Source organism: Actinomadura luteofluorescens, from assembly GCF_013409365.1.
Taxonomy (GTDB): domain Bacteria; phylum Actinomycetota; class Actinomycetes; order Streptosporangiales; family Streptosporangiaceae; genus Spirillospora; species Spirillospora luteofluorescens.
This window is the reverse complement of sequence record NZ_JACCBA010000001.1, coordinates 2,842,106-2,863,606: the sequence shown is the minus strand read 5'-3', so window position 1 is coordinate 2,863,606 and position 21,501 is coordinate 2,842,106. Positions and strand designations below refer to the sequence as shown.

At 71.7% G+C, this 21,501-nt stretch carries 18 protein-coding genes; 6 read left to right on the top strand and 12 right to left on the bottom strand.

Annotated features, from left to right (window positions below):
• Window positions 1-104: 104 nt before the first annotated feature.
• Together BJY14_RS46480 and BJY14_RS13235 are read right to left on the bottom strand one after the other, a co-directional pair.
• Window positions 105-1,490, bottom strand: coding sequence for a CAP domain-containing protein (locus tag BJY14_RS46480; protein ID WP_179843892.1), 1,386 nt, complete (start codon window positions 1,488-1,490; stop codon window positions 105-107).
• Between the two features lie 171 nt (window positions 1,491-1,661).
• Window positions 1,662-2,669, bottom strand: a complete 1,008-nt coding sequence (locus BJY14_RS13235) for an HAD family hydrolase (protein ID WP_179843891.1) — start codon at window positions 2,667-2,669, stop codon at window positions 1,662-1,664.
• A 495-nt stretch (window positions 2,670-3,164) separates the two neighbouring features.
• Between BJY14_RS13235 and BJY14_RS13230 the strand changes: the two genes are divergently transcribed.
• Together BJY14_RS13230 and BJY14_RS13225 are read left to right on the top strand one after the other, a co-directional pair.
• A complete protein-coding gene (locus BJY14_RS13230) occupies window positions 3,165-4,577 on the top strand; it encodes a DMT family transporter (RefSeq protein ID WP_179843890.1) in 1,413 nt (470 codons plus the stop codon).
• 918 nt (window positions 4,578-5,495) lie between these two features.
• A complete protein-coding gene (locus BJY14_RS13225; RefSeq protein WP_179843889.1) occupies window positions 5,496-6,809 on the top strand; it encodes a DMT family transporter in 1,314 nt (437 codons plus the stop codon).
• A gap of 177 nt (window positions 6,810-6,986) precedes the next feature.
• On the opposite strand, the gene BJY14_RS13220 is transcribed toward BJY14_RS13225, so the two are convergent.
• The 7 genes from BJY14_RS13220 to BJY14_RS13190 are packed head-to-tail and all read right to left on the bottom strand — an operon-like array spanning window position 6,987 to window position 14,928.
• Window positions 6,987-7,997, bottom strand: coding sequence for an ABC transporter ATP-binding protein (locus BJY14_RS13220; protein ID WP_218905338.1), 1,011 nt, complete (start codon window positions 7,995-7,997; stop codon window positions 6,987-6,989).
• Between the two features lie 2 nt (window positions 7,998-7,999).
• Window positions 8,000-8,764: an ABC transporter ATP-binding protein gene (locus BJY14_RS13215; protein ID WP_179843887.1), complete on the bottom strand. Its 765-nt coding sequence runs from the start codon at window positions 8,762-8,764 to the stop codon at window positions 8,000-8,002.
• Window positions 8,761-9,651, bottom strand: coding sequence for an ABC transporter permease (locus BJY14_RS13210; protein WP_246395893.1), 891 nt, complete (start codon window positions 9,649-9,651; stop codon window positions 8,761-8,763). The genes BJY14_RS13215 and BJY14_RS13210 overlap by 4 nt, the downstream gene beginning before the upstream one ends.
• Entirely contained in the window at window positions 9,648-10,664 is a 1,017-nt protein-coding gene (locus tag BJY14_RS13205; RefSeq protein WP_179843886.1) for an ABC transporter permease, read from the bottom strand. The genes BJY14_RS13210 and BJY14_RS13205 overlap by 4 nt, the downstream gene beginning before the upstream one ends.
• 1 nt (window position 10,665) lies before the next feature.
• Entirely contained in the window at window positions 10,666-12,252 is a 1,587-nt protein-coding gene (locus tag BJY14_RS13200) for an ABC transporter substrate-binding protein (protein ID WP_179843885.1), read from the bottom strand.
• A 47-nt stretch (window positions 12,253-12,299) separates the two neighbouring features.
• Window positions 12,300-13,874, bottom strand: a complete 1,575-nt coding sequence (locus tag BJY14_RS13195) for a hydantoinase/oxoprolinase N-terminal domain-containing protein (protein WP_179843884.1) — start codon at window positions 13,872-13,874, stop codon at window positions 12,300-12,302.
• Entirely contained in the window at window positions 13,867-14,928 is a 1,062-nt protein-coding gene (locus tag BJY14_RS13190; RefSeq protein ID WP_312879188.1) for an S-methyl thiohydantoin desulfurase domain-containing protein, read from the bottom strand. Before BJY14_RS13190 ends, BJY14_RS13195 begins: the two co-directional genes overlap by 8 nt.
• Before the next feature lie 119 nt (window positions 14,929-15,047).
• Here BJY14_RS13190 and BJY14_RS13185 point away from each other — a divergent pair, with 119 nt between their 5' ends.
• Complete coding sequence (locus tag BJY14_RS13185; RefSeq protein ID WP_179843883.1) at window positions 15,048-16,526, top strand: PucR family transcriptional regulator; 1,479 nt, start codon at window positions 15,048-15,050, stop codon at window positions 16,524-16,526.
• Between the two features lie 103 nt (window positions 16,527-16,629).
• Here the strand turns inward: BJY14_RS13185 and BJY14_RS46475 are convergent, their stop codons facing one another.
• Both BJY14_RS46475 and BJY14_RS13180 read right to left on the bottom strand, forming a co-directional pair.
• Window positions 16,630-16,755: a hypothetical protein gene (locus tag BJY14_RS46475; RefSeq protein WP_281382081.1), complete on the bottom strand. Its 126-nt coding sequence runs from the start codon at window positions 16,753-16,755 to the stop codon at window positions 16,630-16,632.
• A 246-nt stretch (window positions 16,756-17,001) separates the two neighbouring features.
• On the bottom strand, window positions 17,002-17,484 hold the full coding sequence (locus BJY14_RS13180) for a hypothetical protein (RefSeq protein ID WP_179843882.1): 483 nt from the start codon (window positions 17,482-17,484) through the stop codon (window positions 17,002-17,004).
• A 216-nt stretch (window positions 17,485-17,700) separates the two neighbouring features.
• Between BJY14_RS13180 and BJY14_RS13175 the strand changes: the two genes are divergently transcribed.
• Window positions 17,701-18,135 carry a hypothetical protein gene (locus BJY14_RS13175; RefSeq protein WP_179843881.1) on the top strand — a complete coding sequence of 145 codons (435 nt, stop codon included), beginning with the start codon at window positions 17,701-17,703 and terminating at the stop codon, window positions 18,133-18,135.
• A gap of 94 nt (window positions 18,136-18,229) precedes the next feature.
• Complete coding sequence (locus BJY14_RS13170) at window positions 18,230-18,850, top strand: prepilin peptidase (protein WP_179843880.1); 621 nt, start codon at window positions 18,230-18,232, stop codon at window positions 18,848-18,850.
• Between the two features lie 3 nt (window positions 18,851-18,853).
• On the opposite strand, the gene BJY14_RS13165 is transcribed toward BJY14_RS13170, so the two are convergent.
• Complete coding sequence (locus BJY14_RS13165) at window positions 18,854-20,428, bottom strand: LCP family protein (RefSeq protein WP_179843879.1); 1,575 nt, start codon at window positions 20,426-20,428, stop codon at window positions 18,854-18,856.
• Between the two features lie 183 nt (window positions 20,429-20,611).
• On the opposite strand from BJY14_RS13165, the gene BJY14_RS13160 reads away from it, so the two are divergent.
• Window positions 20,612-21,466, top strand: coding sequence for a serine/threonine-protein kinase (locus BJY14_RS13160; RefSeq protein WP_179843878.1), 855 nt, complete (start codon window positions 20,612-20,614; stop codon window positions 21,464-21,466).
• Window positions 21,467-21,501: the final 35 nt, after the last annotated feature.

Genomic DNA, 21,501 nt, shown 5'->3' with positions numbered 1-21,501 from the left:
TGGACGGCCCGGTCCGAGGACCGGGCAAAGAGGACCGTGCGGTGCTCGGGGCGACCGGCAACGCCATCAGGCCGCCACCGGGCGGAAAAACGAAGCGCGACCGCTTACACGGAGCCGAAGAGCTGCGTCCAGTAGGTCCCCGCCTTGCCGCCCCCCTGGAAACCGACCCCGATATGGGTGAAGTCGGGCTTCAGGATGTTGGCACGGTGGCCGGGACTGTCCATCCAGCCCTGGACGACCTCGGCGGGGGAACGCTGGCCGCACGCGATGTTCTCGCCGATGCCGAGGTGGGTGGACCCGGCGGCGCGGGCGCGGTCCCAGGGCTGCGTTCCCTCGGGGGAGGTGTGGGAGTAGAAGCGGCGGGCGGTCATGTCCTCGCTGTACGCCTGGGCGGCCGCGGTCAGCCAGGGATCGTCGGCGAGCGGCCGGAGCCCGTGGGCGGCCCGGTGGGCGTTGGTGAGCGAGACGACCTCGGCGGCGAACCGCGACCGGCCGGCCGGGGAGAACGGCGTCGCCCACAGGATCGTCCAGTAGAGGTCGCGGTCGCGTCCCCTCCCCTCGGCGTGGCCGATGCCGACGTCGCAGAGGTCCCCGTTGCGCAGGGCTTCGGCCGCCTGCCCGCCGTCCAGGTAGTACCGGGTGAACTCCTCCAGGTCGCGCGGCCCGGACACGAACTGCTCGTCGACGGTCAGGTAGACGTAGCCGTGCAGGGTGACCTGGTCGAAGACCGACGTGCCGTCCGGTCCCTCGGCGTCGAGCCGGCGCTTCCTGGCCATGACGGCGGCGTGCGCCTGCGCGGCGGCGGTCAGCCGGCCGTCCAGCGTGGCGGGCGGCAGCCCGCTCCGGGCCCGCCGGGAGGCGACCTCGCGGGCGAAGGGGTTCAGATGCCGGACGGACACCGCCCGCCGGGCAGGCCGGGAGGGGGCCGGCGAAGGGGGGAGCGGCGGCGGGGGCGGCATGGCCGGGGGCGGGGGCGGCATGGCCGGGGGCGGGGGAGGGGCCTGGGAGCCGTCGTCGGTGACGTCGACGCCGAAGTCGCGGGCGAGCCCGGCCAGGCCGTCGGCGTATCCCTGGCCGATCGCGCGCAGCTTCCACTGGTCACCGCGCCGGTAGATCTCCACCAGCAGCAGGACGGTCTCCGTCCCCGGGGGCGGCGGGCTGAACCGGGCCACCACGGCGCCGTCGCTCCCGACGGCCCGCAGCGTGGGAGCGGGCAGGCGGCTCAGGGGGGTCCCGGAATCGGCCGCGCTGACGACCACCGTGACCCGGCTGGCTCCGGCCCGCAGCCGCGGCGGATCCACCATGACGGCCCCGGCTCCCAGCCGGGCCCCCGGCGCCGAGGGCTGGTTGTAGAAGACGAAGTCCTGGTCGCCGCCGACCTTCCGCTCGTCACCGGTGATCAGCGCGGACAGGTCGAACGGCCCCGGCACCTCGATCGAGATCGCACCGCCGGGCAGCGCAACATTCCCACCGGCAACCAGCTCGCGCATCCATACCCCCGTCAGAAGAGGCCGTCCACACGAAGGAGAGAAGTGCGGAACGACCGCGCCGAGCGAACACAAGGGTTCATCCAAGACCGTACGAAGCTGGGGTGAAGCGGCAAATGAGTGACCCCCGGACATACGCCCGGGGGTCTGGTCTCCGCCTAGGCGGAGACCATCTCAGGCGGCCTTGCCGGAATGGCTACGGCCCGGGCGCCACCAGGGGCGCGCGTGGATCCCCACGTCCCGGAGGACGTGGAGCGTACCGTCCGAGTCGCCCACGACGACATCGGCCAGTTCCTCCAGGGGCTGGTGACCGGCCACGACCACCAGCAGGACGTGGTAGCCCCGGTCACGCAGGTACCGGAACAGCTGGCCGACAGGTACGTCGGGGGCGCTGTCTCCCACGTACACGAACCTGAAGAGCTTCTGAAGGCGGAGAACCTTCTTCCGCTTGGGCGTCCCCAGGTGCGCGCAGAGCTGGCGGTAGACCACCAGCTCCTCGTCGGTGAAGGTGTCGACGAAGTCGGCGAGCACCTCGTCCCCGACGAACTGCCGGATGATCGCGGTGCCGGACACCTTCTTGTTGAGACCCTTGGGGGTCAGCTCCACCACCCCGTTGCCCGGGTGGCACGCCATGCCGAGTTCGTCGGCGACCTGCTGGAACAGCGCCATGACCTGCTCGATGCCGGTCATGGAGGTGCCGAGGGCCCAGTGGCCCGCGACTCCGTGCCTCTTCTCCTCGATGCTGACCGCCAGGCCGGCCAGAGCCAGCCTTGCGCGCAGCTCCGCGATTGCGTGGTCCAGTCCGGGCGGCACCAGGACCAGGTCCTGCTGCTTGCCCTTCTCCCACTTCTCTGCGCCGAACTGGCAGAAGGCCACGATGCGCCGGAGGAGCATCCCGAACTTCCGAAGCTGAGCAACGGCCCGTCCGGTGAGGAACGCGACCAGGTACGCCCGCCTCCCCAGCCGTGCCAGCTCCTTGTGGAGCTGGCACTTCACGCAGGGCTCGTCGGGGTGCCGCACGATCTCCCAGCAGCTCCCGTCGAGGTCCAGCAGGAAGATGGTCCACCAGATCCTGTCGAGGATGGCCTCCAAGGCCTCCCGCCCCCCGTCCGTGAGGACGGTGAAGCAGGTGGCCCCCTTGCCGTACGGCCAGCGCGCGAGGTCCAGGAAGAACTGGACCACCCGCAGAACCGCCCTTACGGCGGTGTTATTGAAGCCTCGAGGTTCCGAGGCTTCGCGCGCCCTTTTACGCACAGGGCACACTCCTTCCATGTCCTTTGGTTTTGTGGCGTCCGCGACGCCACTCGGGTGAGATCGCCCTGGCGAAGCCAGGAGCGCTCTCACCCCAAGACCGTCCCTGACCTGGGCAGGGACGCAACTCTTCGCACGACTGACCGGCCGGTCAGGTACGGGGCCGCGCCCGGACGCCCGGAGGGCGGCTCCGGTTCCGGTCCGCGAGGAGATGCCGGGTTGCCATCGCGGCGTGTTTCCGGACGGTTAACCGTGCCGACCCATCAGTCGGCCCGCCTTGACCCCTCAGGGGAAGGCGGGACAGAAAAACCACCCGGTGTCGAGCCGGGTGGGACGCAACGAAAGGGAGGTCGGTGACGTATGTCATCAACCGTCATGAGCCCTCGGCCGGCTGAGGCCGGCGGGAGGGCGCGAGGCCCGGTTCAGATGAACCTGGCCTTCCTGTGCCAGGCGATCGGTATCTCCGTCATCACCGCGATGGCGGCGCTCCAGGGCAGCTTCTGGATCGTCGTCCCCGGCACCCTCATCCTGCTGGCCATCGTGCGGCCGGCGCGTGGGTGGAGGTCCGGCTGGAACAAGGACCAGAAGAAGGCGATCTGGCGGATCACCGGCGGCAACCTGGGTGTGAACCTGGGGTGGCCGTTCGCCGGCCAGCTGATCGGTATCGGGGCGGCAAGCGCCATCATGGCGCTCGGCCCGGTCAGCGTGGGGCTCCTGGACGACATCAGGGCGCGCCACTGGAAGCCGATCTGGCTGCGAGCCGGTGTCCTGGTGGGCATCGTCGGCGTGACCGAGCCGTGGAACGGCGCACAGTTCTCCATCTGGGGCGTGCTGGGCGCCGCGTGCGCGGCCTGGCACTTCTGGAACATCCCGAAGTGCCTGAGCGCCTTCGGCGACGACGACGCGAAGAAGGACCGGGGCATGCTCCTGTCCAACCTGCGCGCCATGCCGGTCATCGCCCTCGTGGCGATCGTGGTTTCCGCCCTCGCGGGCTGGAGCTGGGTGGCCGGTGACGTGACCCTCGGGTCCGTCCTGGCGACCGTCGGCAAGGGCGTCTTCGCGGCGCTGTTCGTGATGGTGGTTCCCATCCTCCTGATCAACCGCGCCGCCAAGCACATGAAGCCGAGCACGCAGGGCGTCATGTTCGCGTTCAGCCCGATCGTGAGCGGGATCGTCGGGTTCATCGGTGCCCACTTCGGGCTGATGTCCGAGAACCAGGACATCTCGGTCGTGAACGCGATCGGCATCCTCATGGTCTCGGGCTTCGCCTTCATGGTGATCCGGGTCCGGGAGGGCGCCAAGGCGACCGCCGAGGTGACCACCGAGGCGACCGCCGGGCACGCCGCCGTCCGCTTGGACGACGGCCAGGAGCACCCGTCGGCTCCGCTCGGTCAGATCTACGGGCAGCCGTCGGCTCCGCCCGTCGACTGGAAGAGCCGGTGGCTGCGTCGTGCGGGCGGACTCCCCATGGAGCCGCCGGCTCGGGGCAACGCCCAGCACCCGGGGGGCGACCCCCTCTCGCGCCCCGACGACGGCAGGCTCCGCCTGGCCTCCACGGCCGGGATGGAGTTCACCGCCGGGGGCGTCCAGATCCGCGACGGACGCGGCCTCACCTACCGGGACGACAAGGTCTCGGTCGAGGTCGAGAACGTCGCCGGGGGGACGTTCCGCGACGGGCGCTTCATCGGTCGTCACGGGGTCGGCATCCTCACCGTCATCGGCGGTGAGAGCGTGCTGATCTCGGACGCCGAGGAGCTCGACTTCGACCTCGCCGCCCGCAAGGTCGGCATGAGTCGGACGGGCACCATCCAGTTCGGCGGCGACCTCGCCGCCGAGTAGGACAGCAGTTCCTGAGAAACCGGCCTTAACCGGCACCGCGTGTAGGCGGATGCGAGTGTGAGGGCCGGCCAGTCCTCTCTCTCGCGTTCGGCGAAGCGTGGTGTCGGCCCTCGGCAGATGCCGGTCAAGCCGATTGCGGAGGGAGTTCGGCCACTCTCTTCGCATCGGTGAGACCGCGTGTCGGCCCAGGCAGGCGTCGCGGCTAGTCCGGTGTGAGGTGAGGAACGGCCGCCTCCACTTCACACGGACGAAACTGTGGCTCCTGTCTAGGCGGGCACTGCGGTGTAGTCGGATGAGAAGGGGGGTTGGCCGAACCCTCCGTCGATTCCGACGAACCCGTATGTGTCCGAGCCGAGCGTGGCACGGACCTCATGTGAGGGTCGGAGGCTGGCCGCCTCCGACCTGAGCACCGAGCGGAAGGGAGCGCCACTCCCCTTCGCTTCTCGATGGTCGTCCGGGGGAAACCCCGGACGACCGTCACCTCTGAACGGCCGGTCTTGCCAGACCGGCCGTTCTTCTTTTTCGGACGGGTTCGCCGGCGACCTGTGCGCCTGGGCCGCGTTGCCCGGCCCGCGACCGTCCGCCCAGCGCTCGACGAAAACGGCGGGAGCCTCCGGGGAGTTCTTCCGGACGGTCTCCCGCCGTTTCTGCGCGCCCTTGCCGGCGGTTCACGACGCCGCCGCTTTCCAGGAAGGGCTTGCGCTATTGCAACGTAGTGCCGGAAATGGCGTCACGAGTGTTTCGTAAGAGCCTGTTCATCTGGCGGCAACCTGCAGGTCTTCGCAGCCGAGCCGGCATGCACGAAGATCGTTGAGAACGACCCGGCTCCACGGAGTCGCACCCATTCATCGGTGCGGCAAAGGGAGCCGGGTCACGACCGGTTCCCTTTGTGCGCACCTCGCACGAGGAGTTCCGGAAATGACAAACAAGAAGTCTGAAAACAGGCGGTACCCCTGGCTGGGGGTGGCGCTCGGAGGCGCGGACCGGCTCAGCTCCGCGTCCGGCAAGGCCCTCCTGGACGCCCGGCTGATCGGCGCGAACGGTCTGCAGGTGCACCAGGCGACGGCGCTGGAGGCCACCTTCGGCGGCCTCTTTCTCCTGCTCCGCATCTTCCTCTGGAAACTCACGGGGAAGGGCGGAGACGACAGGCCGGCCGCCGAGATGCCGGCACGCTCACGGCGGATCCTGTCCCTGATGACGTTCGGGGTGATCGGAACCGACAAGGCGCTGCTGTTCGCGGCCCTGTCGTTCATCCCCTTCAGCGTCGCCGGGGGAATGTACTACGCCGTCCCGCTTCTCATCCCCGTCATCGCGGGGTTCAGGAGCGGGAGCAGGGGGCGAGCCGCCCTCCTCACGCTCTTCGCGGCGGGTGCCGCGCTCGGCGTGGTCCTGCTCGTCCAGCGGGACGGGCCGGCCGCGGGAGACGGCTACCTGATCGGCGTGATCTGCGCCCTCGGCGCCGGGGTCCTGAGGACCCTGTACCTGCCCGTCACCGACCGCCTCATCCAGGGCGCGGGCCGGTTCCACACCGAGAAGGTGATCGCCTGGTCGACGCTGTCCGTCGGCCTGGTCGCCGGGGGCATCGTCATGCTCACCGGGGGCTTCACCTTCCTGAGCTGGCAGGTCGTCATGTGGGCGATGCTGGTCGGGTTGCTGAACAACACCCTGACCCGCATCATCCAGATGCCGGCGAGGGAGCTCGCGGGCGACTCGGTGTATGCGGTGTTCCTCACCGCGAGCCCGCTGATCGCCACGCTCGTCGGGCTGGCCTTCCTGGACACGCGGCTCATGCCGATCCAGTGGGCCGGGGTCGCCGTCATCACGGTGGCCGCGGCCGCGGTCGCCCAGATGAGCTTCAGCCTCAGGGACCGGAGCCACGCGCCGCTCATCGAGCTGTCGTCGGCCACGCCCGAGGCCGTCCTGAAGCACGCTCTGGACGAGCGCGCCGCGGTCCTGGAGACGCTCGAACGGCTGACCCAGGAGTACGGGGACTGCGAGAAGGCCGTCGCCCTGGCCGAACGCAAGGTCGCCGAGGCCCGGCTCGCGAAGGCTCGCGCCGACGCGAAGAAGGCGGCGGGCTCGGCGTCGAAGATCCGGGCCGAGGCGGGCAGGCTCGCGGCCCAGGCGGAGACCGCCGAGGCCCAGCAGGACGCGGCCGAGGCCGCGGTCAGGACGGCCGAGGAGGAGGTTCGCCTCGCTCTGCTGAAGTCGCCGGACGTGTCGTCCACGTGACGGCCGCGGCGGCGGCCGCATCGTCCGCCTGACGGTTCTGCGCATCACCGACCACGATTCGGGGCCGGGCCGGCCAACCCGCGCCCCCGAACCGTGGAAGCGACCACGGCATGGCGCCGGCCAGCGCCACGCATCCATCTGACGGCGGGAGGACCAGTCCTCCCGCCGTCCCTTCTTTCACAGCTCGGCGCCGGACCGCGTTCCGTCGGTCTCGGCCGAGGCCGCTTCGCCCTCCCCTGCTGAAACGGCGCCGCCTTCCTCGGCCGAAACGGCCACGTGACAGGCGACGCTGTGCTCGCCGGTGAGCGGCAGCAGCCGCGGGTCCTCGGTCGCGCACCGGTCGACCGCGATGGGGCAGCGGTGCCGGAAGGGGCAGCCTTCGGCGGCGGCCAGCGCGTCCGAGGCGCCCGCGGTCCGTTTCGCCGTGCCCAGCCGGGGGACGGCGTCGCGCAGCGCGGCGGTGTAGGGGTGGGCCGGGGCGCCGAGCACGGTCCCGATCGGACCGGACTCCACGATCCGCCCGGCGAACAGGACGTGCACGGTGTCGCAGAGCCGGTCGACGATCGCCAGGTTGTGGGTGATCAGCAGGTAGCTCAGCCCGTGCTCGTCCCGCAGGCCCGCCAGCAGGTCCAGCACGTGGGCCTGCACGGTGACGTCCAGGGCGCTGGTCGGCTCGTCCAGGACGAGCAGCCGCGGGTCGACCGCCAGCGCCCGCGCGATGACCACGCGCTGCCGCTGCCCGCCGGACAGCTGGTGCGGGCGGCGCCCGGCGAGGGAAGGATCGAGGCCGACGTCGGTGAGCAGCTCCGTCACCGACGGGAGGTCCCCGTCCTTCCCCGCGGGCTCGCCGCCGGAGCGGCGCCGCCGGACCCGCAGCGCCTCGGAGATCGAGGCGCCGACGCGCATCCGGGGGTCGAGGGCCTCGCTGCCGTCCTGGAACACCGGCTGGACCTGCGAGCGGTACAGCGCCCGCCCCGGCCGGTCGAGCCGGGCGATGTCGCGGTCGCGGAACAGCACCCGGCCCTGCCGGGGCTTGACCAGCCCGAGCAGCGCCCGCGCGATGGTCGTCTTGCCCGATCCGCTCTCCCCGATGACGGCGACACCGGAGTTCTCCGGCACCGTGAGGGAGACACCGCGCACCACCGGGGTGCGGTCGTAGGCGACGGTCAGGTTGTCCGCGCTGAGCATGGTCACTCCCCGATCGCGGGGACCGCGTCGAGCAGTTCCCGGGTGTAGGCGGCGGAGGGGCTGTGCAGGACGTCGGAGGCCGGCCCCGCCTCGACGACGCTGCCCTGCCGCATGACGACGACGTGGTCGGCGATGCCGGACACCACGGCCAGGTCGTGCGAGACGAAGACCAGGGCGATGCCGTGCTCGTCGCGCAACCGGGCCAGCAGGTTCAGGACCGCTGCCTGCACGGTGACGTCCAGCGCGCTGGTGGGCTCGTCGGCGAGGATGACGTCGGCGCGCAGGGCGACGGCCATCGCGATGGCGAAGCGCTGCGCCTGGCCGCCGGAGACCTGGTGCGGGTAGCGGCGCAGCAGCCCCGGGTCGAGCAGGACGCTGCGCAGCGCCTCCTCGGTCCGCTCGCGGGCCTCGGCGCCGCGCAGGCCGTGCCGGGCGAGCACCCGCTTGAGCAGGGTTCCGAGCCGCATCGTCGGGTTGAGGGACGCCTGCGGGCTCTGGCTGACCAGGGCGATGACCGAGCCGCGCATCTTCGCCAGCGTCCGCTCGTCCGCCGTCACGACGTCCGTGCCGTTGACGACGATTCGTCCGCTGACCTGGAGCCCGTCGGTCAGCCCGAGCATCGCGTTCAGGGCGGTGGTCTTCCCCGACCCGCTCTCGCCGACGATCGCGGCGCACTCGCCGGGACCGACGCTCAGCTCGTCGAGCGAGGCCAGCAGCAGGTCGCCGGCCCGCACCCGCAGGTTCTCCGCAGTGAGCACCGCTTTCATCGGGTGACCTCCCGCCGGGGGTCGAGGGCGGACCGCAGGCCCTCGCCGAGCACGTTGAAGCAGAACGCCGTGACCACGATGGCCAGGCCGGGGAAGGCGACCACCCACCAGTTCGTCGTGAACAGGCTCTGCCCCTGCTGGACCATCAGCCCCCATTCCGCGGTGGGCTCCTGCGGGCCGAGGCCGAGGAACGACAGCGCCGCGGTGGTGAGGATGACCCCGCCCGCGTCCAGGGACAGCTGGACCAGCACCGGGGTCAGCGAGTTGGGCAGGACGTGCCGCAGCACGATCCGCGTCCGGGATCCGCCGAGGCAGCGGGCCGCGTCGATGAAGCCGCGCGATCTGATGGACGTCGCGGCGACCGCGCTCATCCGCGCGTACCAGGGCCACCAGGAGGCGGTGATGGCGATGATCGCCCCCTGCGTCCCCGGGTGCAGCACGAGCGCCAGCGCCACCGACAGCAGCAGCGCCGGGAAGGCCAGGAACACGTCGGTGATCCGCATGATCACGTCCCGGACGATGCCGCCCGCGTAGCCGGCGACGACGCCGAGCAGCACGCCGATGACGGCCGACAGCGCGAGCACCGAGACGGCGATCGTCAGCGAGGTGCGCGCCCCGTAGAGCACCCGGGTGAGCAGGTCGCGGCCGACCCCGTCCGTCCCGAACCAGTGCTCGGCGCCCGGCGCCCGCAGCGCCTCGGCGGGGTGGGTCGCGTCGGTCCCGTCGCCCGGGTAGGGCGCCAGCAGCGGGGCCGCGAGGGCCGCGATCACGATCAGGGCGAGGACCACGGCGCCGACGGCGGCCAGCCGGTCGGTGCGGGCCGCCCGCATGACCCGGTGCACGGGCCGTTCCCGGAGCGGCGCGGCGGGGGCGTCGAGAGCGGTCATCTGATCCTCACCCGCGGGTCGATGGCGGCCTGCGCGAGGTCCACCAGCAGGTTGACGACGACGTAGGTGAACGCGATCGCGATGGTGACGCCCGCGATGGCGGGGGCGTCGGAGGAGCGGATCGAGTCGGCGGCGTACCGGCCGAGCCCCGGCCAGTTGAAGATGGCCTCGACCAGGAAGGCGTTCACGAGGGAGAAGGCGAAGACGAGCGCCAGGAGCGCGAGCACCGGGCTGAGCGCGGGCCGCAGCGAGAACCGGGTCAGCACCTGCCATCGGGTGAAGCCGAGCGCCCGTTCCAGCCGCGCGTGGTTCTGCGTCGACTCCTCGATGAGCGCGGCGCGGGTCATCTGGGCGACGACGCCGGTCGGGTAGGCCGCGATCGCGGCGGCGGGCAGCGCCAGGTGCGCCAGGGTGCTGCCGAGGATCGGCCAGTTCCCGGTGATCAGCGCGTCCACCGCCGTGATGTTGGTGTACAGGTGCAGCGGGCTGGTGCCGTCCAGCGAGGGGTCGTACTCGCCGGCGACGGGGAGCCAGCCCAGCTTGGTGGCGAACACGTTCTGCGCGAAGAGCGCCAGCAGGAAGACCGGCACCGACACGCCCGCCATCGAGGTGATCCGGATGGATCCGTCGGCCGGCCGGCCCCGGAACCGGGCGGCGAGCACCCCGAGCGGGATGCCCACCAGCACCGCGATGATCACGCCGGTGCCGACCAGCTCCAGCGAGGCCGGGAAGGCGGTGGAGATGTCGCCCAGCACGTCCTGGCGGGTGTGCAGGCTGATTCCCCAGTCGCCCTGGACCAGCGAGGAGAGGTAGTCCCAGAGCTGGACGGGCAGCGTGTCGTCCAGGCCGAGTTCCGCGCGGGTCCGGGCGAGCTCGGCGGCGGAGGCCCGGGGCCCGGCGTAGGTCACCGCCGGGTCCCCGGGGACCAGCCGCATCACCACGAAGGTGAGCACCACGACACCGGCCACGACGAACGCGGCCTGTGCCAGGCGTCGGAGCAGGTAGCGGGTCATGTCACGCGGCCGGGGTGAGCTCGTGCGCGAACACGACGTTGGGGTAGGCCGGGTCGTCGGTGTAGCCGTCGACGTCCGCCGAGTACGCCCGCTGGTACTGCTGGACGAACAGCGGCGCGGCGACCGCCTGGTCGACCAGGAGCTTGCGCTGCAGCGACGCGTACGACGCCTCCGCCGCGGACCGGTTCGTGGCGGTCAGCTCCGGCAGCTTGTCGATCTCACCGTCGACCGCGGAGTCGTCGAGGTAGGTGAGGTTGAAGTTCACCGGGTCGGCCGAGCGGAACAGGTTCAGGAACCAGCTGTAGGCGTCCGGGTAGTCCGGGTACCAGTACATGACGAAGACGTCCTGGCGCTTGGACGCGTCCTTGCTCTTGGCGCGGTCCCACTGGGCGTCCCACTGCATCGGCTTGGCCTGGAGCTTCACGTTCAGGCTCTTGAGCGCGGAGCTGAGCAGCGTCACGAACTTCTGCTGGTCGTCGTCGCCCTGGGCGTAGGTGAGGTCGAGCGTCAGCGACTTCTTGCCGGGCCCGTACCCGGCCTCGTTCAGCAGCCGCGTCGCCTGCGCGGTGTCCTGGCGCCCGGCCAGGCCCGGGGTCGCGCCGGTCAGCCCGGTCGGGACGACACCGCTGGCGGCGGTTCCCGAACCCTTCAGCGTCGACACGAGGCCGTTGTAGTCGATCGCCGCCTGGACCGCCTTGCGGAGCTTGACGTCCTTCAGCGGACCGGCCTCGGTGTTGAAGAACGCCATGAGGTTCTGGAACGACGGCACCGAGTCGGTCTTGAGGTCCTTCATCCCCTTCGCCTGAGCGAACAGCTGAGGGTTGAGCCTGTGCACGTAGGTGACGTCACCGGCCTGCAGCTGCTGCCACGCGGTGGTGACCTGCGGGGTGTTGCGGAACTCGACGCTGGTGTAGTGCGAGCCCTTCCAGCCGTCCCAGTAGTCCTTGACCTGGCTCAGCCGGACCTCGGCCTCCTGCCCCTTGTTCCAGGAGGCGACGGTGTACGGGCCGGTGCCGGTGTCGTGGCCCTTCGCGACGTAGTCCTTCAGGTCGCCGCCGCCGGGCGCCTTCGTGTCGTAGATGTAGGAGGCGTAGCCGGAGGAGGAGACCAGGTCGAGCGGCGCCGCGTACTTCAGCTCGAAGACCAGCGTCTGCGGGTCCGGCGTCTCGATCGACTTCACCGGGTCCCAGATGTAGGCGGCGCCGCCCTTCATCTTCATCGTCCGCTCGATCGCGGCCTTGGCGGCGCTGGAGGTGAGCGCGGTCCCGGTGTGGAACTTCACGCCGTCCCGCAGGGTGAACGTCCACTTCTTGCCGCCGTCGGAGGAGGCCCACTTGGTCGCGAGCCGCGGCTCGACCTTCTTCGACTTGGTGTCGTACCGGGTCAGCGACTCGTAGACGTTCTGCATCGCGATGATCTCGTTGGAGTACGAGGTCGCAGGGTCCCAGTCGGTGACGACGTTGAGGTTGAACGAGTAGACGAACGTGCTGGACGTCGAGGCCGCCTTGCGGACGGCTCCGCCCGAGCAGCCGGTGACGGTCACGGCGACCGCCGCCGCGAGCGCCAGTGATCTTATGCGCCAGGACATGACGGGTTCTCCTTGCAGGGGGACCGGACGGGGGAGTGGGGGCCGGACTAGAGGTTGCCGAGCGGGCCGGCGGCCTTGACCCGCAGCCGCAGCGCGGGTTCGGGCAGATAACTCATCGGTACTTCGGTGATCTCCACGACCTCCACTCCGGCCGGATCGGCTCCGGCCTGCACGGCCCGGCGCCCGGCGACCCCGGACGCCTCGGCGATGGCCTCCCTGCGGCCCTCGCCTGCCGGGATGATGGTCTCAATGGTGCCGCTGACCATGGCGATCGCCGCGCCGACGGCGTTGGCGACGTCCCCGTGGGCGGGACGGATGACCTCGGCGACGCCGTCCAGGGCGTCGGGGATCAGGAACGCCCCGCCGCCCACCGCGATCAGCGGCTGGTCGGTCTTGCCGAGGGTCATCCGGTCGACCGCGTCGGCCAGCATCTGGTCGGCCGTCCGCACCGCCGAGCCGAGCACGCCGTGCAGCCGCTCCGGGACCGGCGTGCCGGTCGGCGCGCCGCGGCCGGCCAGCGCGCCCGCGTCGGTCATGGTGGGGGTGTCGCCGCCGAAGGTCAGCGCCTTCTCGGTGATCCGGTACCCGACCGACTGCGGCCCGACCGCCCCGTCCGGCCCGATGACGGTGCCGCCGCCGAGCGCGAGCGCGAGGATGTCGGGCATCCGGAAGTTGGTCCGCACCCCGCCGATCTCGACGCCCGCCGAGGACTCCCGGGGGAAGCCCGCGTACAGCACGCCGAAGTCGGTCGAGGTGCCGCCCACGTCCGCGATGATCGCGTCGGTGAGGCCGGACAGGAACGCCGCGCCCCGGATGGAGTTGGCCGGCCCGGAGCCGATCGTCAGCACCGGATACCGGACGGCGTAGTCGATCGCCATCAGGGTGCCGTCGTTCTGCGCGAAGTAGGTGGTGACGTCCAGGCCCCGCTCGGCGAGCGTGTGCTGCAGCCCGTCCCAGACCGCGCTGATGACCCGGTAGAGGGAGGCGTTGAGGATCGTGGCGTTCTCGCGCTCCAGCAGCCCGAGCGTGCCGATCTCGTGGCTCATCGAGATGGGCACCGCGTCGCCGAGCTCCTCCCGGGCGATCTCCGCGGCCTCCAGCTCCTGGTCGGCGAAGGCGGGGCTGAACACGCCGGTCAGCGCGATCGCGTCGGCCTCGCCCGCGACGTCGGCGAGCACGGCGCGCAGCGCGCCCGGGTCGAGCTTGGAGATCGGGCGGCCGTCGACGTAGTGGCCGCCGGGGAGCACGGCGGTGCGCGCCGTGATCGCCGCAGACAGGTCCGCCGGCCAGGACTGCGCCGGGGGGACCGAGGTGGTGGCCGGGCCGCCGAGCCGGATCGCGGCGACCTTCCCGAGCCCCCGCCGCTCCAGGATCGCGTTGGTGGCGTGCGTGGTGCCGAGCATCACGCGGCCCACCCGCCGGACGTCGTCGCCGAGCTGGTCCAGCACCGCGGTCAGCGCCGTGTGCAGGCCCGAGGAGACGTCGGCGCTGGTCGCCTGCTTCGTCCTGGCCAGGACCTCGCCCTTGGCGCTGAGGACGACCGCGTCGGTGTTGGTGCCGCCGACGTCGACGCCGATGCGCAGGTCCCGGGCGACGGTGCCGCCGGACGTACGGTCAGCCATGGTTGAGCTCCTCCACGGGCGTGTAGTCGATGTCGTAGCCGAAGGCCCGCGGGCCGGCCGTGGCGAGACCGCGCTCGGTCCGCCAGATCGGGTCGCAGGGCCAGGACAGCACCGCCACCCGCTGTCCGTAGCGCAGCGACTCGGTGGAGATGGCGCCGGCGGTCTGCGCGTCCACCACCGTGATCAGGTCGGGGACGCAGGCGCGCGCCCGGCCGTCCTCCAGCGCAATCAGGTTCTCGTTCTGGATCTCCACCCGGAGCAGCCGGCCGCGGTCGTCGCCGGTGCCGTCGATGACCAGGCTGCCGCGGACGAACCCGCCGCCGGTCCGCCGCTCGACGTCGATGACCTTCCCGGTGATCAGGACGCTGGCGTCCAGCGTCGCGCACAGGGAGCCGAGCGGGTCGGCGCCCTCCTGCACGGCGTGGCCGATCGCGAGGGCCTTGCTCACCGTCCCCTCGATGACCGCGCCCCGCGCCTGCGCGCCGGTCAGCACGTAGTCGGCCATCAGCGCCGACGCCCCGCTGGCGATGCACACCGCGCGGGAGATGCGCTCCGACCACAGGCCGTCGATCGGGCGGACCGTGGTGACGTTGCCCTGCACGTCGGCCAGGACGACGAGGTTCACCGGCCGTCCCGCCACGTACATCGAGACCATCTGGACCTCGGGGAAGGCCCGTCCCATGCCGTCGGCGTCGACCAGCGGCAGGCCGAGCCGCGCCGCCCAGCCGACCGGCCCGACGCCGTTGGAGCCGCCGATCTCGCAGGCCATCACCGCGGCCACGGGACGGCCGAGGATCCGCTCGACCTCGTCCCGGATGAGCAGCGGCTCCTCGCCGCTCATCAGCATCTCGTGGGCGACGGTGGGCGCTCCGATCCCCGACAGCGGAAGCACGAGGCTGTCGTCGGGCACCTCCGACAGCGGGATGAGCGGCACCTCGCCGTACTCGTCGATCGCCCGGACCGCGGTCAGCGTGCCCGTCTCGACGTCCCCGCCGCCCCCGGTTCCCAGGATCGCGCAGCCGCGGGCGAGCGCCGGAACGTCGTCGAGCGTCACGTGACCGGTCCTCGAAGGTGTCATCTGCATGCTGGAAGAATGGTCCCACCGTCTGACCTGGCGGAAGGGTGGGGGGCACAAGGTTTCGCGAACGTTTGTGCCGATGGCACAATGCGGGCGTGTCCTTCGTCTCGGACCTGGTCGGGGCCGGTTCCCGGATCCCGCTCACCCTGCTCGCCGGCCCGGCCGACGCCGTGCCGCTCACCTCCGTGACCGCGGTCGAGGCCCTGGCGCGGCTCCAGCGGGCCCCGGAGGGGGCGCTGGTCGTCGTGACGGGCCGGTCGGCCGCGCGGGCCGCCGGATACGAGCTCGACATCGCCGTCCGGACCGCCGCCGAGCGCGGCGTGCCCGCGCTGGTGCTCATCGGCTGCGGAACGCTGCCGATCACCGCGGCCCGCCTGGCCGAGCGGGCCCGCCTGGCCGTGCTCGCGGCCGAGGAGGACTGCGACGTCGCAGAAGTGGTGCTCTACCTCGGCCAGGTCATCCGGGGCGACGCCGCCGACTCGCTCGCCCGCGCGCAGGCCGCGCTGCGGATCGTCCGCGAAATGGGCGACCCGTCCGGCGACGACGGGGGCGGGGACCGCTCCGCCCTGCTGCTGGAACGGGTCGGGGCCGTGCTCGGCCGCACCCTGACGACGACCGATGCGGCGGGACCGGCCGGCGTCGAGCCGATCTGGGTGGGGGGCCGCCGCCAGGGCGGCGTGACGGGTCCGCCCGACGACGCCGTACGGCTGGTGCTCCCGGCGGTGGCCGCCGCGATCGGCCGGCTGCGGCAGCACGCGCTGGAGCGGGCGACCGCGCCCGGCCAGACCCGGTCCGACATCCTCACCGAGCTGATCGTCAGCGAGCGCGCCCAGGCGGGGGCGCTGGCCGACCGGGCCCGGTTGCTCGGCCTGGCCGTCGACGACCTGCACACCGTGGTCTGGATGACCCCCGACCGGCCGCCCGGCCCGGACCCCGCCGAGCTCGCGGAACGGCGGCGGCTGTTCGACACCCTCACCCTGCGCACCCACCAGGCCCAACTGCCGTCCGGCGAGTCGTGGAACCTCGCCCGCCTCGCCGCCGACATCGTGCTGGTCGGCACCGCCCGGGCCGAGATCCGCCCGCCGCGCGCCCTGCGGCTGATCGAGGCCGTGCGCGCGGCCGTGGCCGAGGAGCATCCCGGCACGGTGCTGCGCTTCGGGATCGGGACGCCGCAGCGGGGGGTGGAGGGCCTGCGCCAGTCGGCCACGGAGGCCCGCGCCGCGGCGGCCATCGCCGTCCGCTCCGGCGAACTCGTCCACGCCTTCGACGCCGCGGGCATCAACCGGGTGCTCGCCCAGATCGCCGCCTCGCCGCTCAGCCGCCGGGTGGTGGACGACCTGCTGCGGCCCCTCGACGCGCTCGGGCCGGGGCGCTCGGCCGAGGCGATCGCGACGCTGTGCGCCTATCTCGACGCGCGCGGCTCGCTGAAGGCCGCCGCGTCCCGGCTGGCCCTGCACCCCAACGCGGTCAACTACCGGATCAGGAAGATCGTCGAGAGGCTCGGCGCCGACCTGACCGACCCCGACACCCTCTTCGCCCTGCACCTGGCCTGCCGCGTCCGTCTCCGCGACTGACCCGGGCCGCCGCCGCGCGAAAAGAAAGAACCGCTCTCGCCCCGGAAGTCCGGGACGAGAGCGGCTGCCGATCAGATCTCCGCGGCCTTCGAGGCCGCAGCGGTCACTTCTTCTTGGCGGGCTTCATCTGCACCTGGAGGTCGTCGTCCACGACGAGGTCGTAGGTGTCGGCGGTCTCGGGCTGGATGACGCCGCCCGTCACTTCGACCTTGTTGTCCGGGCTGGACATATCGGTGCCTCTTTCATTTGCGTTAAATGTGAACAATCTCAACAAAAATGAACAAAATGACGGGCCGTGAGGGCCCGCATGACGCACCGTTCGGAGCTCGTCCGAATCGGTAGCCGGCTTCTTCGCATCGGGCGCGAAATGTGCGGTTCACCCCAGAAGAAGAACCGGCCGCCACCCCGTGAGGGGATGGCGGCCGGCCACTGCATCACCCGGATCACTGGATACCGGGCGTCGTTCAGGTCGGGATCAGATCTCCTGGAAGTCCACGACGGCCCAGAAGGTCTTGCCGCTGCTGCCGTTGCCGACGGCGCCGCACCGGACGGTGTGCGAGACCAGCCGCCCGAGCCAGTTCCTGATCGAACCCGCCTCGGGCAGCGCGGGCATCTCGGGGGCCCGGCTGGTCACGGTGATGAAGGGGTAGCAGAAGCCTCCGTCCTGGAACCAGCCCAGGGTCAGGGTGTAGGCGGCCTCGTGGTGCCGCAACACCCCCGGCTCCGGCTGCCAGCGCCCCTTGGTGACGGCGATCAGGTCCGTCGCGAGGGCCAGCACGGTGTTCCGCTTCCGCGAGGACAGCGTGGCGTAGATGCCCTGCACGGCGGCCTCGACCGTCGCGGCCGTGGGAACCCCGTACGTGCACCGCTCGTCCCCCGCGAAGGCGGGCGCGGCAACGCCCATCTCGAACTCGAGGAACGGCTGCGGACGGTGGCCGATGATTCCGTTGAGGGTCATGCAAGTACTCCTTCGGTCTTGGTTGCGTGGCGAGAGCCGGGAAGGCCACTCGCGGGGTCTACCGTCCGGCCGCGAGCGCGGACGGCAACTCCCCGTGGGGGCGCCGATCAGGTGCGGTTGCGCCTTCGGCCCGTCTCCGGACGGGTCCTCAGTGTGTTCTACCGTCGGAGTCCAGGGCTGGGCTGTATCGGGCTGATAGCCCGCATCGTGCTTCTCGTGATGATGGGCATCGTGCTGATCATTTGCGTGGCCAACCGTTCCTGGCTGCAGGCGAAGGCCGTCAACGCGATCTACGAGGACCGACCCAAGATCCATGCGGGAAAGTACTTCGAGCCCGGCGCCACCGCGGTGGAGGACGGTGTCCGGCAGACGGCCGTACTGATCGACGACAAGCCGCACGTCCGCGTGGAGTCACCGCCCGAAGAATGGCGGGACGAGCACAAGGACGCCAAGTGCAAGCGCCATGTCTGCACGGCCGTCGCGACGCACAAGAAGTTCACCGGCGGCGGCGCGATCGACATCGGCAGCGTGCTCGCCGGGCTGCTGCTGTTCTATTTCGTCTGGCTTCTGATCAACGGTGATGACGACTACGACGACCGCTATCACCCTCGTTACGACCGCCGTTACGACCGCCGCTACTACCGCCGCTGACCGCCGCCCGGCCTTCCGGAGGCGGGGGTGGGCGCCTCGTCCGGGGGGTTAAAGTGCCGGGGGCGGTGCGGAGTCCGGATCGGGACGAGGGGCGATGGTCGCGTTCGTGTTGGTGCCCGTCGGGCTCGTGATCGGTGTGCTCGCGGCGCCGTTGGCGGCGCCGTACGTGGGCGAGGTCCCGCGCCGGCGCCGGATCGTGATGGGCCTGGTCACGGCGGCCCTGTTCGGCCTGCTCGGCTGGCGGGCCGGGTACGAGCCCGTCCTGCCCGCGCTGCTGTACCTCGCCGCCGCGGGCACCCTGCTCGGCTTCATCGACGTCGGGGTCAAGCGGCTGCCCGACCGGTTCACGCTCCCCTCCTATGGCGTCGCGGCGGCGCTCCTCGCCGCGGCCGCGCCGTTCACCGAGGACGGCCTGCGGCGCTTCGAGCACGCGCTCATCGGGATGGCGGCGCTGTTCGCGGTGTACTTCGCGCAGGCGCTGCTCGTCCCGTCCGGGATCGGGATGGGGGACGTCAAGCTGTCCGGCGTGCTCGGCCTCTATCTCGGCTGGTTCGGGCAGGACGCGTGGCTGATCGGCCTCCTGGCGACCTACCTGCTCGGCGGCCTCGTGGCCCTGGGCATCCTGATCGTCCGCCGGTCGCGCAAGGGCGAGTTCCCGTACGGGCCCTACATGCTCGCCGGGGCGCTCGCGGCGATCCTGTCCGCCGTGGGCTGAGGCTCAGCCGCAGAGCTTGCGGCCGGCCTTGACGCCCCCGCCGATCCTGTTGATGGCGGGCGGCGCGAGCCGCAGCCCCTTGGCTCCGATGACGAGCCGGACGCCGTCCGGCGGTCCGGTGGTCTCGGAGGTGAGCAGAGCGTCCGGGACGTCCCGCGCGAGCGCCGACGCCTGCGCCTCGGCCGCCGGCGCGTAGACCAGGCGGCTCTCCGGTGCCGCGGCGGCCTTCTCGACCTTCTTCGCCACCGCGAACCCGCGCCGCCGGAGTTGGTTCACGACCCGTTCGACCTGCTTGTCCTTGGCGCCCGCGTCGACCACGGTGACGTGCACCTTGCCGGGCGAGGGCGGCGCCGGAGCCGGCCGGGCGGGCTTGGCCGGCTCCGCGGGCAGGTCGTCGTCGTGCCGGACCGCCTCGAACAGCGGCTTCGCGAGTTCCTCGTTCCACTGGACGCGGTTCGGGTCCGGCGCGTACCCCTCCACGGGGACGGTGACGAACCGCACCTGGCCCGCGCTCATCCCCTTCAACCCGTCCGCGAGCTTCCGCATCCCCGCCAGATCCAGGTCGTCGTCGGTCGTCATCGACTTGGTCGCGGCCTTGAGGAACTTGTACGTCTTCGCCGGATCCTTGAGGACGGACCCGCTGGTGGCCTTGTCGACGACCGCGGCCATGAACTTCTGCTGCCGCTCGATGCGTTCCAGGTCGGAGCCGTCACCGAGCGAGTAGCGCGCACGCACGTAGCCGAGCGCGTCATCGCCCTTCACGGTCTGCTTCCCGGCCTTCAGGTACAGCTCGGCCCTCGGGTCCCTCACGGGCTTGTCGACGCAGATCTCGACGCCGCCCAGAGCGTCCACCATCCGCTTGAACCCGGCGAAGTCCACCTGCACGAAATGGTCGATGTGGATGCCGGTGAGCGACTCCAGCGTCTTCCACGTGCACGTCGGCCCCGCATACGCGAACGCCGCGTTCAGCATTCCGAACTGCGCCGGGACGGTGCCGCCCTTCTCCTTCTTGCACGACGGCATCTTCACCATCGAGTCGCGCGGAAAGCTGATCCCGACCGCCTGGTCCCGGTTCGGCGAGAGATGCAGCAGGATCGTGGTGTCCGACCGTGCCCCGGCCATCCCCGGCACCGCGTACTCCGAGTTCTCGCCCTCCCTGGTGTCGGACCCGATCAGGAGGATGTTGAGCGACTTGTTCAGCTTCTTCGGCCGGTTCACGCCGAGCTTGTCGCTGACGTGCTTCTGCTCGATCCCGCCTACGAGGTCGTGGTAGAGCCACGCCGCGCCGCCGCCCGCGACGAGCAGCAGCGCGGCCGCGCCGATCGCGACCCACCGCAGCCCCTTCCGCCGCCGGCCGGCCCGCCGGGCCGGGGCCGCGGTATCGGAGGGCGCGGATTCATCCGCCTCGTCGCCGGACGCGGCCGACTCCGTCCCGCCGGTCGGTTCTTCGGTGTCCTCGCTCTTTCCGTCCTCCGGGGAGCCGGGGACGGCGTCGCCTGGCGTCTCCGGAGCCGCCGGTGGTCGGCGGGCGGCCTCGTCCCCCGCGAGGTCGTCGCGGCGCGGGTCTTTGTCGCTCATCGGTCCCGTCTCGGGGCGGGCCCTGGGGAGGGCACGTGGTCTGCGTGATCCGTCAGTCTAAGGAGGCCACCGGGCAGGGAAGCCCGTACCTCCCTGTGTTAGATGCGCAGAACGGCCGTTCTGTTGACAGGCGTGCGTAAATCTGGCGTCCCGGGGCGTGTGGTCTTCCGTACGATCGGTGCCGTGAACTCGGGGTGGGTGATCGGCGGGCGGTTCACCATGCTCGACCGGATCGGAGCGGGAGGGACCAGCCGCGTGTGGCGCGCCTACGACCACGCGGCGGGACGGTACTGCGCGGCCAAGCTCGTCCGGCAGCCGGGACCGACGTCGATGCTGCGGGTCGTCCGGGAACGGGCGCTGCGCATGGCGCACCCCCATGTGCTGACCCCCTACGCCTCGTGCATGGCGGACGACGACGTCCTCCTCGCCATGGACCTCGTGCGCGGGGGCTCGCTGGAGACGCTCCTCGGTGACTACGGCAGGCTTCCGCCCGAGTACGCGGCCGAGGTCCTCGACCAGTTGCTGGCCGCGCTGAGCCACATCCACGGCGCCGGGGTCGTCCACCGGGACGTCAAGCCCGCCAACCTGCTGCTGGAGCCGAGTCCGGTCGGGGCGCCGCACGTGCGGCTCGCCGACTTCGGGATCGCGCTGGGGGAGGCCGACCAGCGCTTCACCACCACCGGCTTCACCGTGGGGACGCCGGGATACCTCGCCCCCGAGGTGCTCGACTGGGACCGGCCCGGCCCGCGCCAGGACCTGTACGCCGCCGGCATGGTCGCCTGGCGGATGCTGACCGGCGCCGGGGACCCCGAGCCGCGCCAGCGGATCGGCGCGGCGCCCCCCGGTGTGCCGCCCCTGCTGTGGGCGGTGGTCGCCCATCTGTGCGCGGCCGACCCGGGGCAGCGTCCCGCCCACGCCGACGCGGGGCGCCGGGCGCTGGCCGCGTGCCGGCTGGAGCTGCGCTTCCCCGTCCGCACGCTGGACGGCGAGCCCCTGCAGATCTTCGACCACCTGGGCCCGCCGCCCGCACCCGCGTGAGCGGGACGTTCACCGCACGGGGACGTCGGGGATCT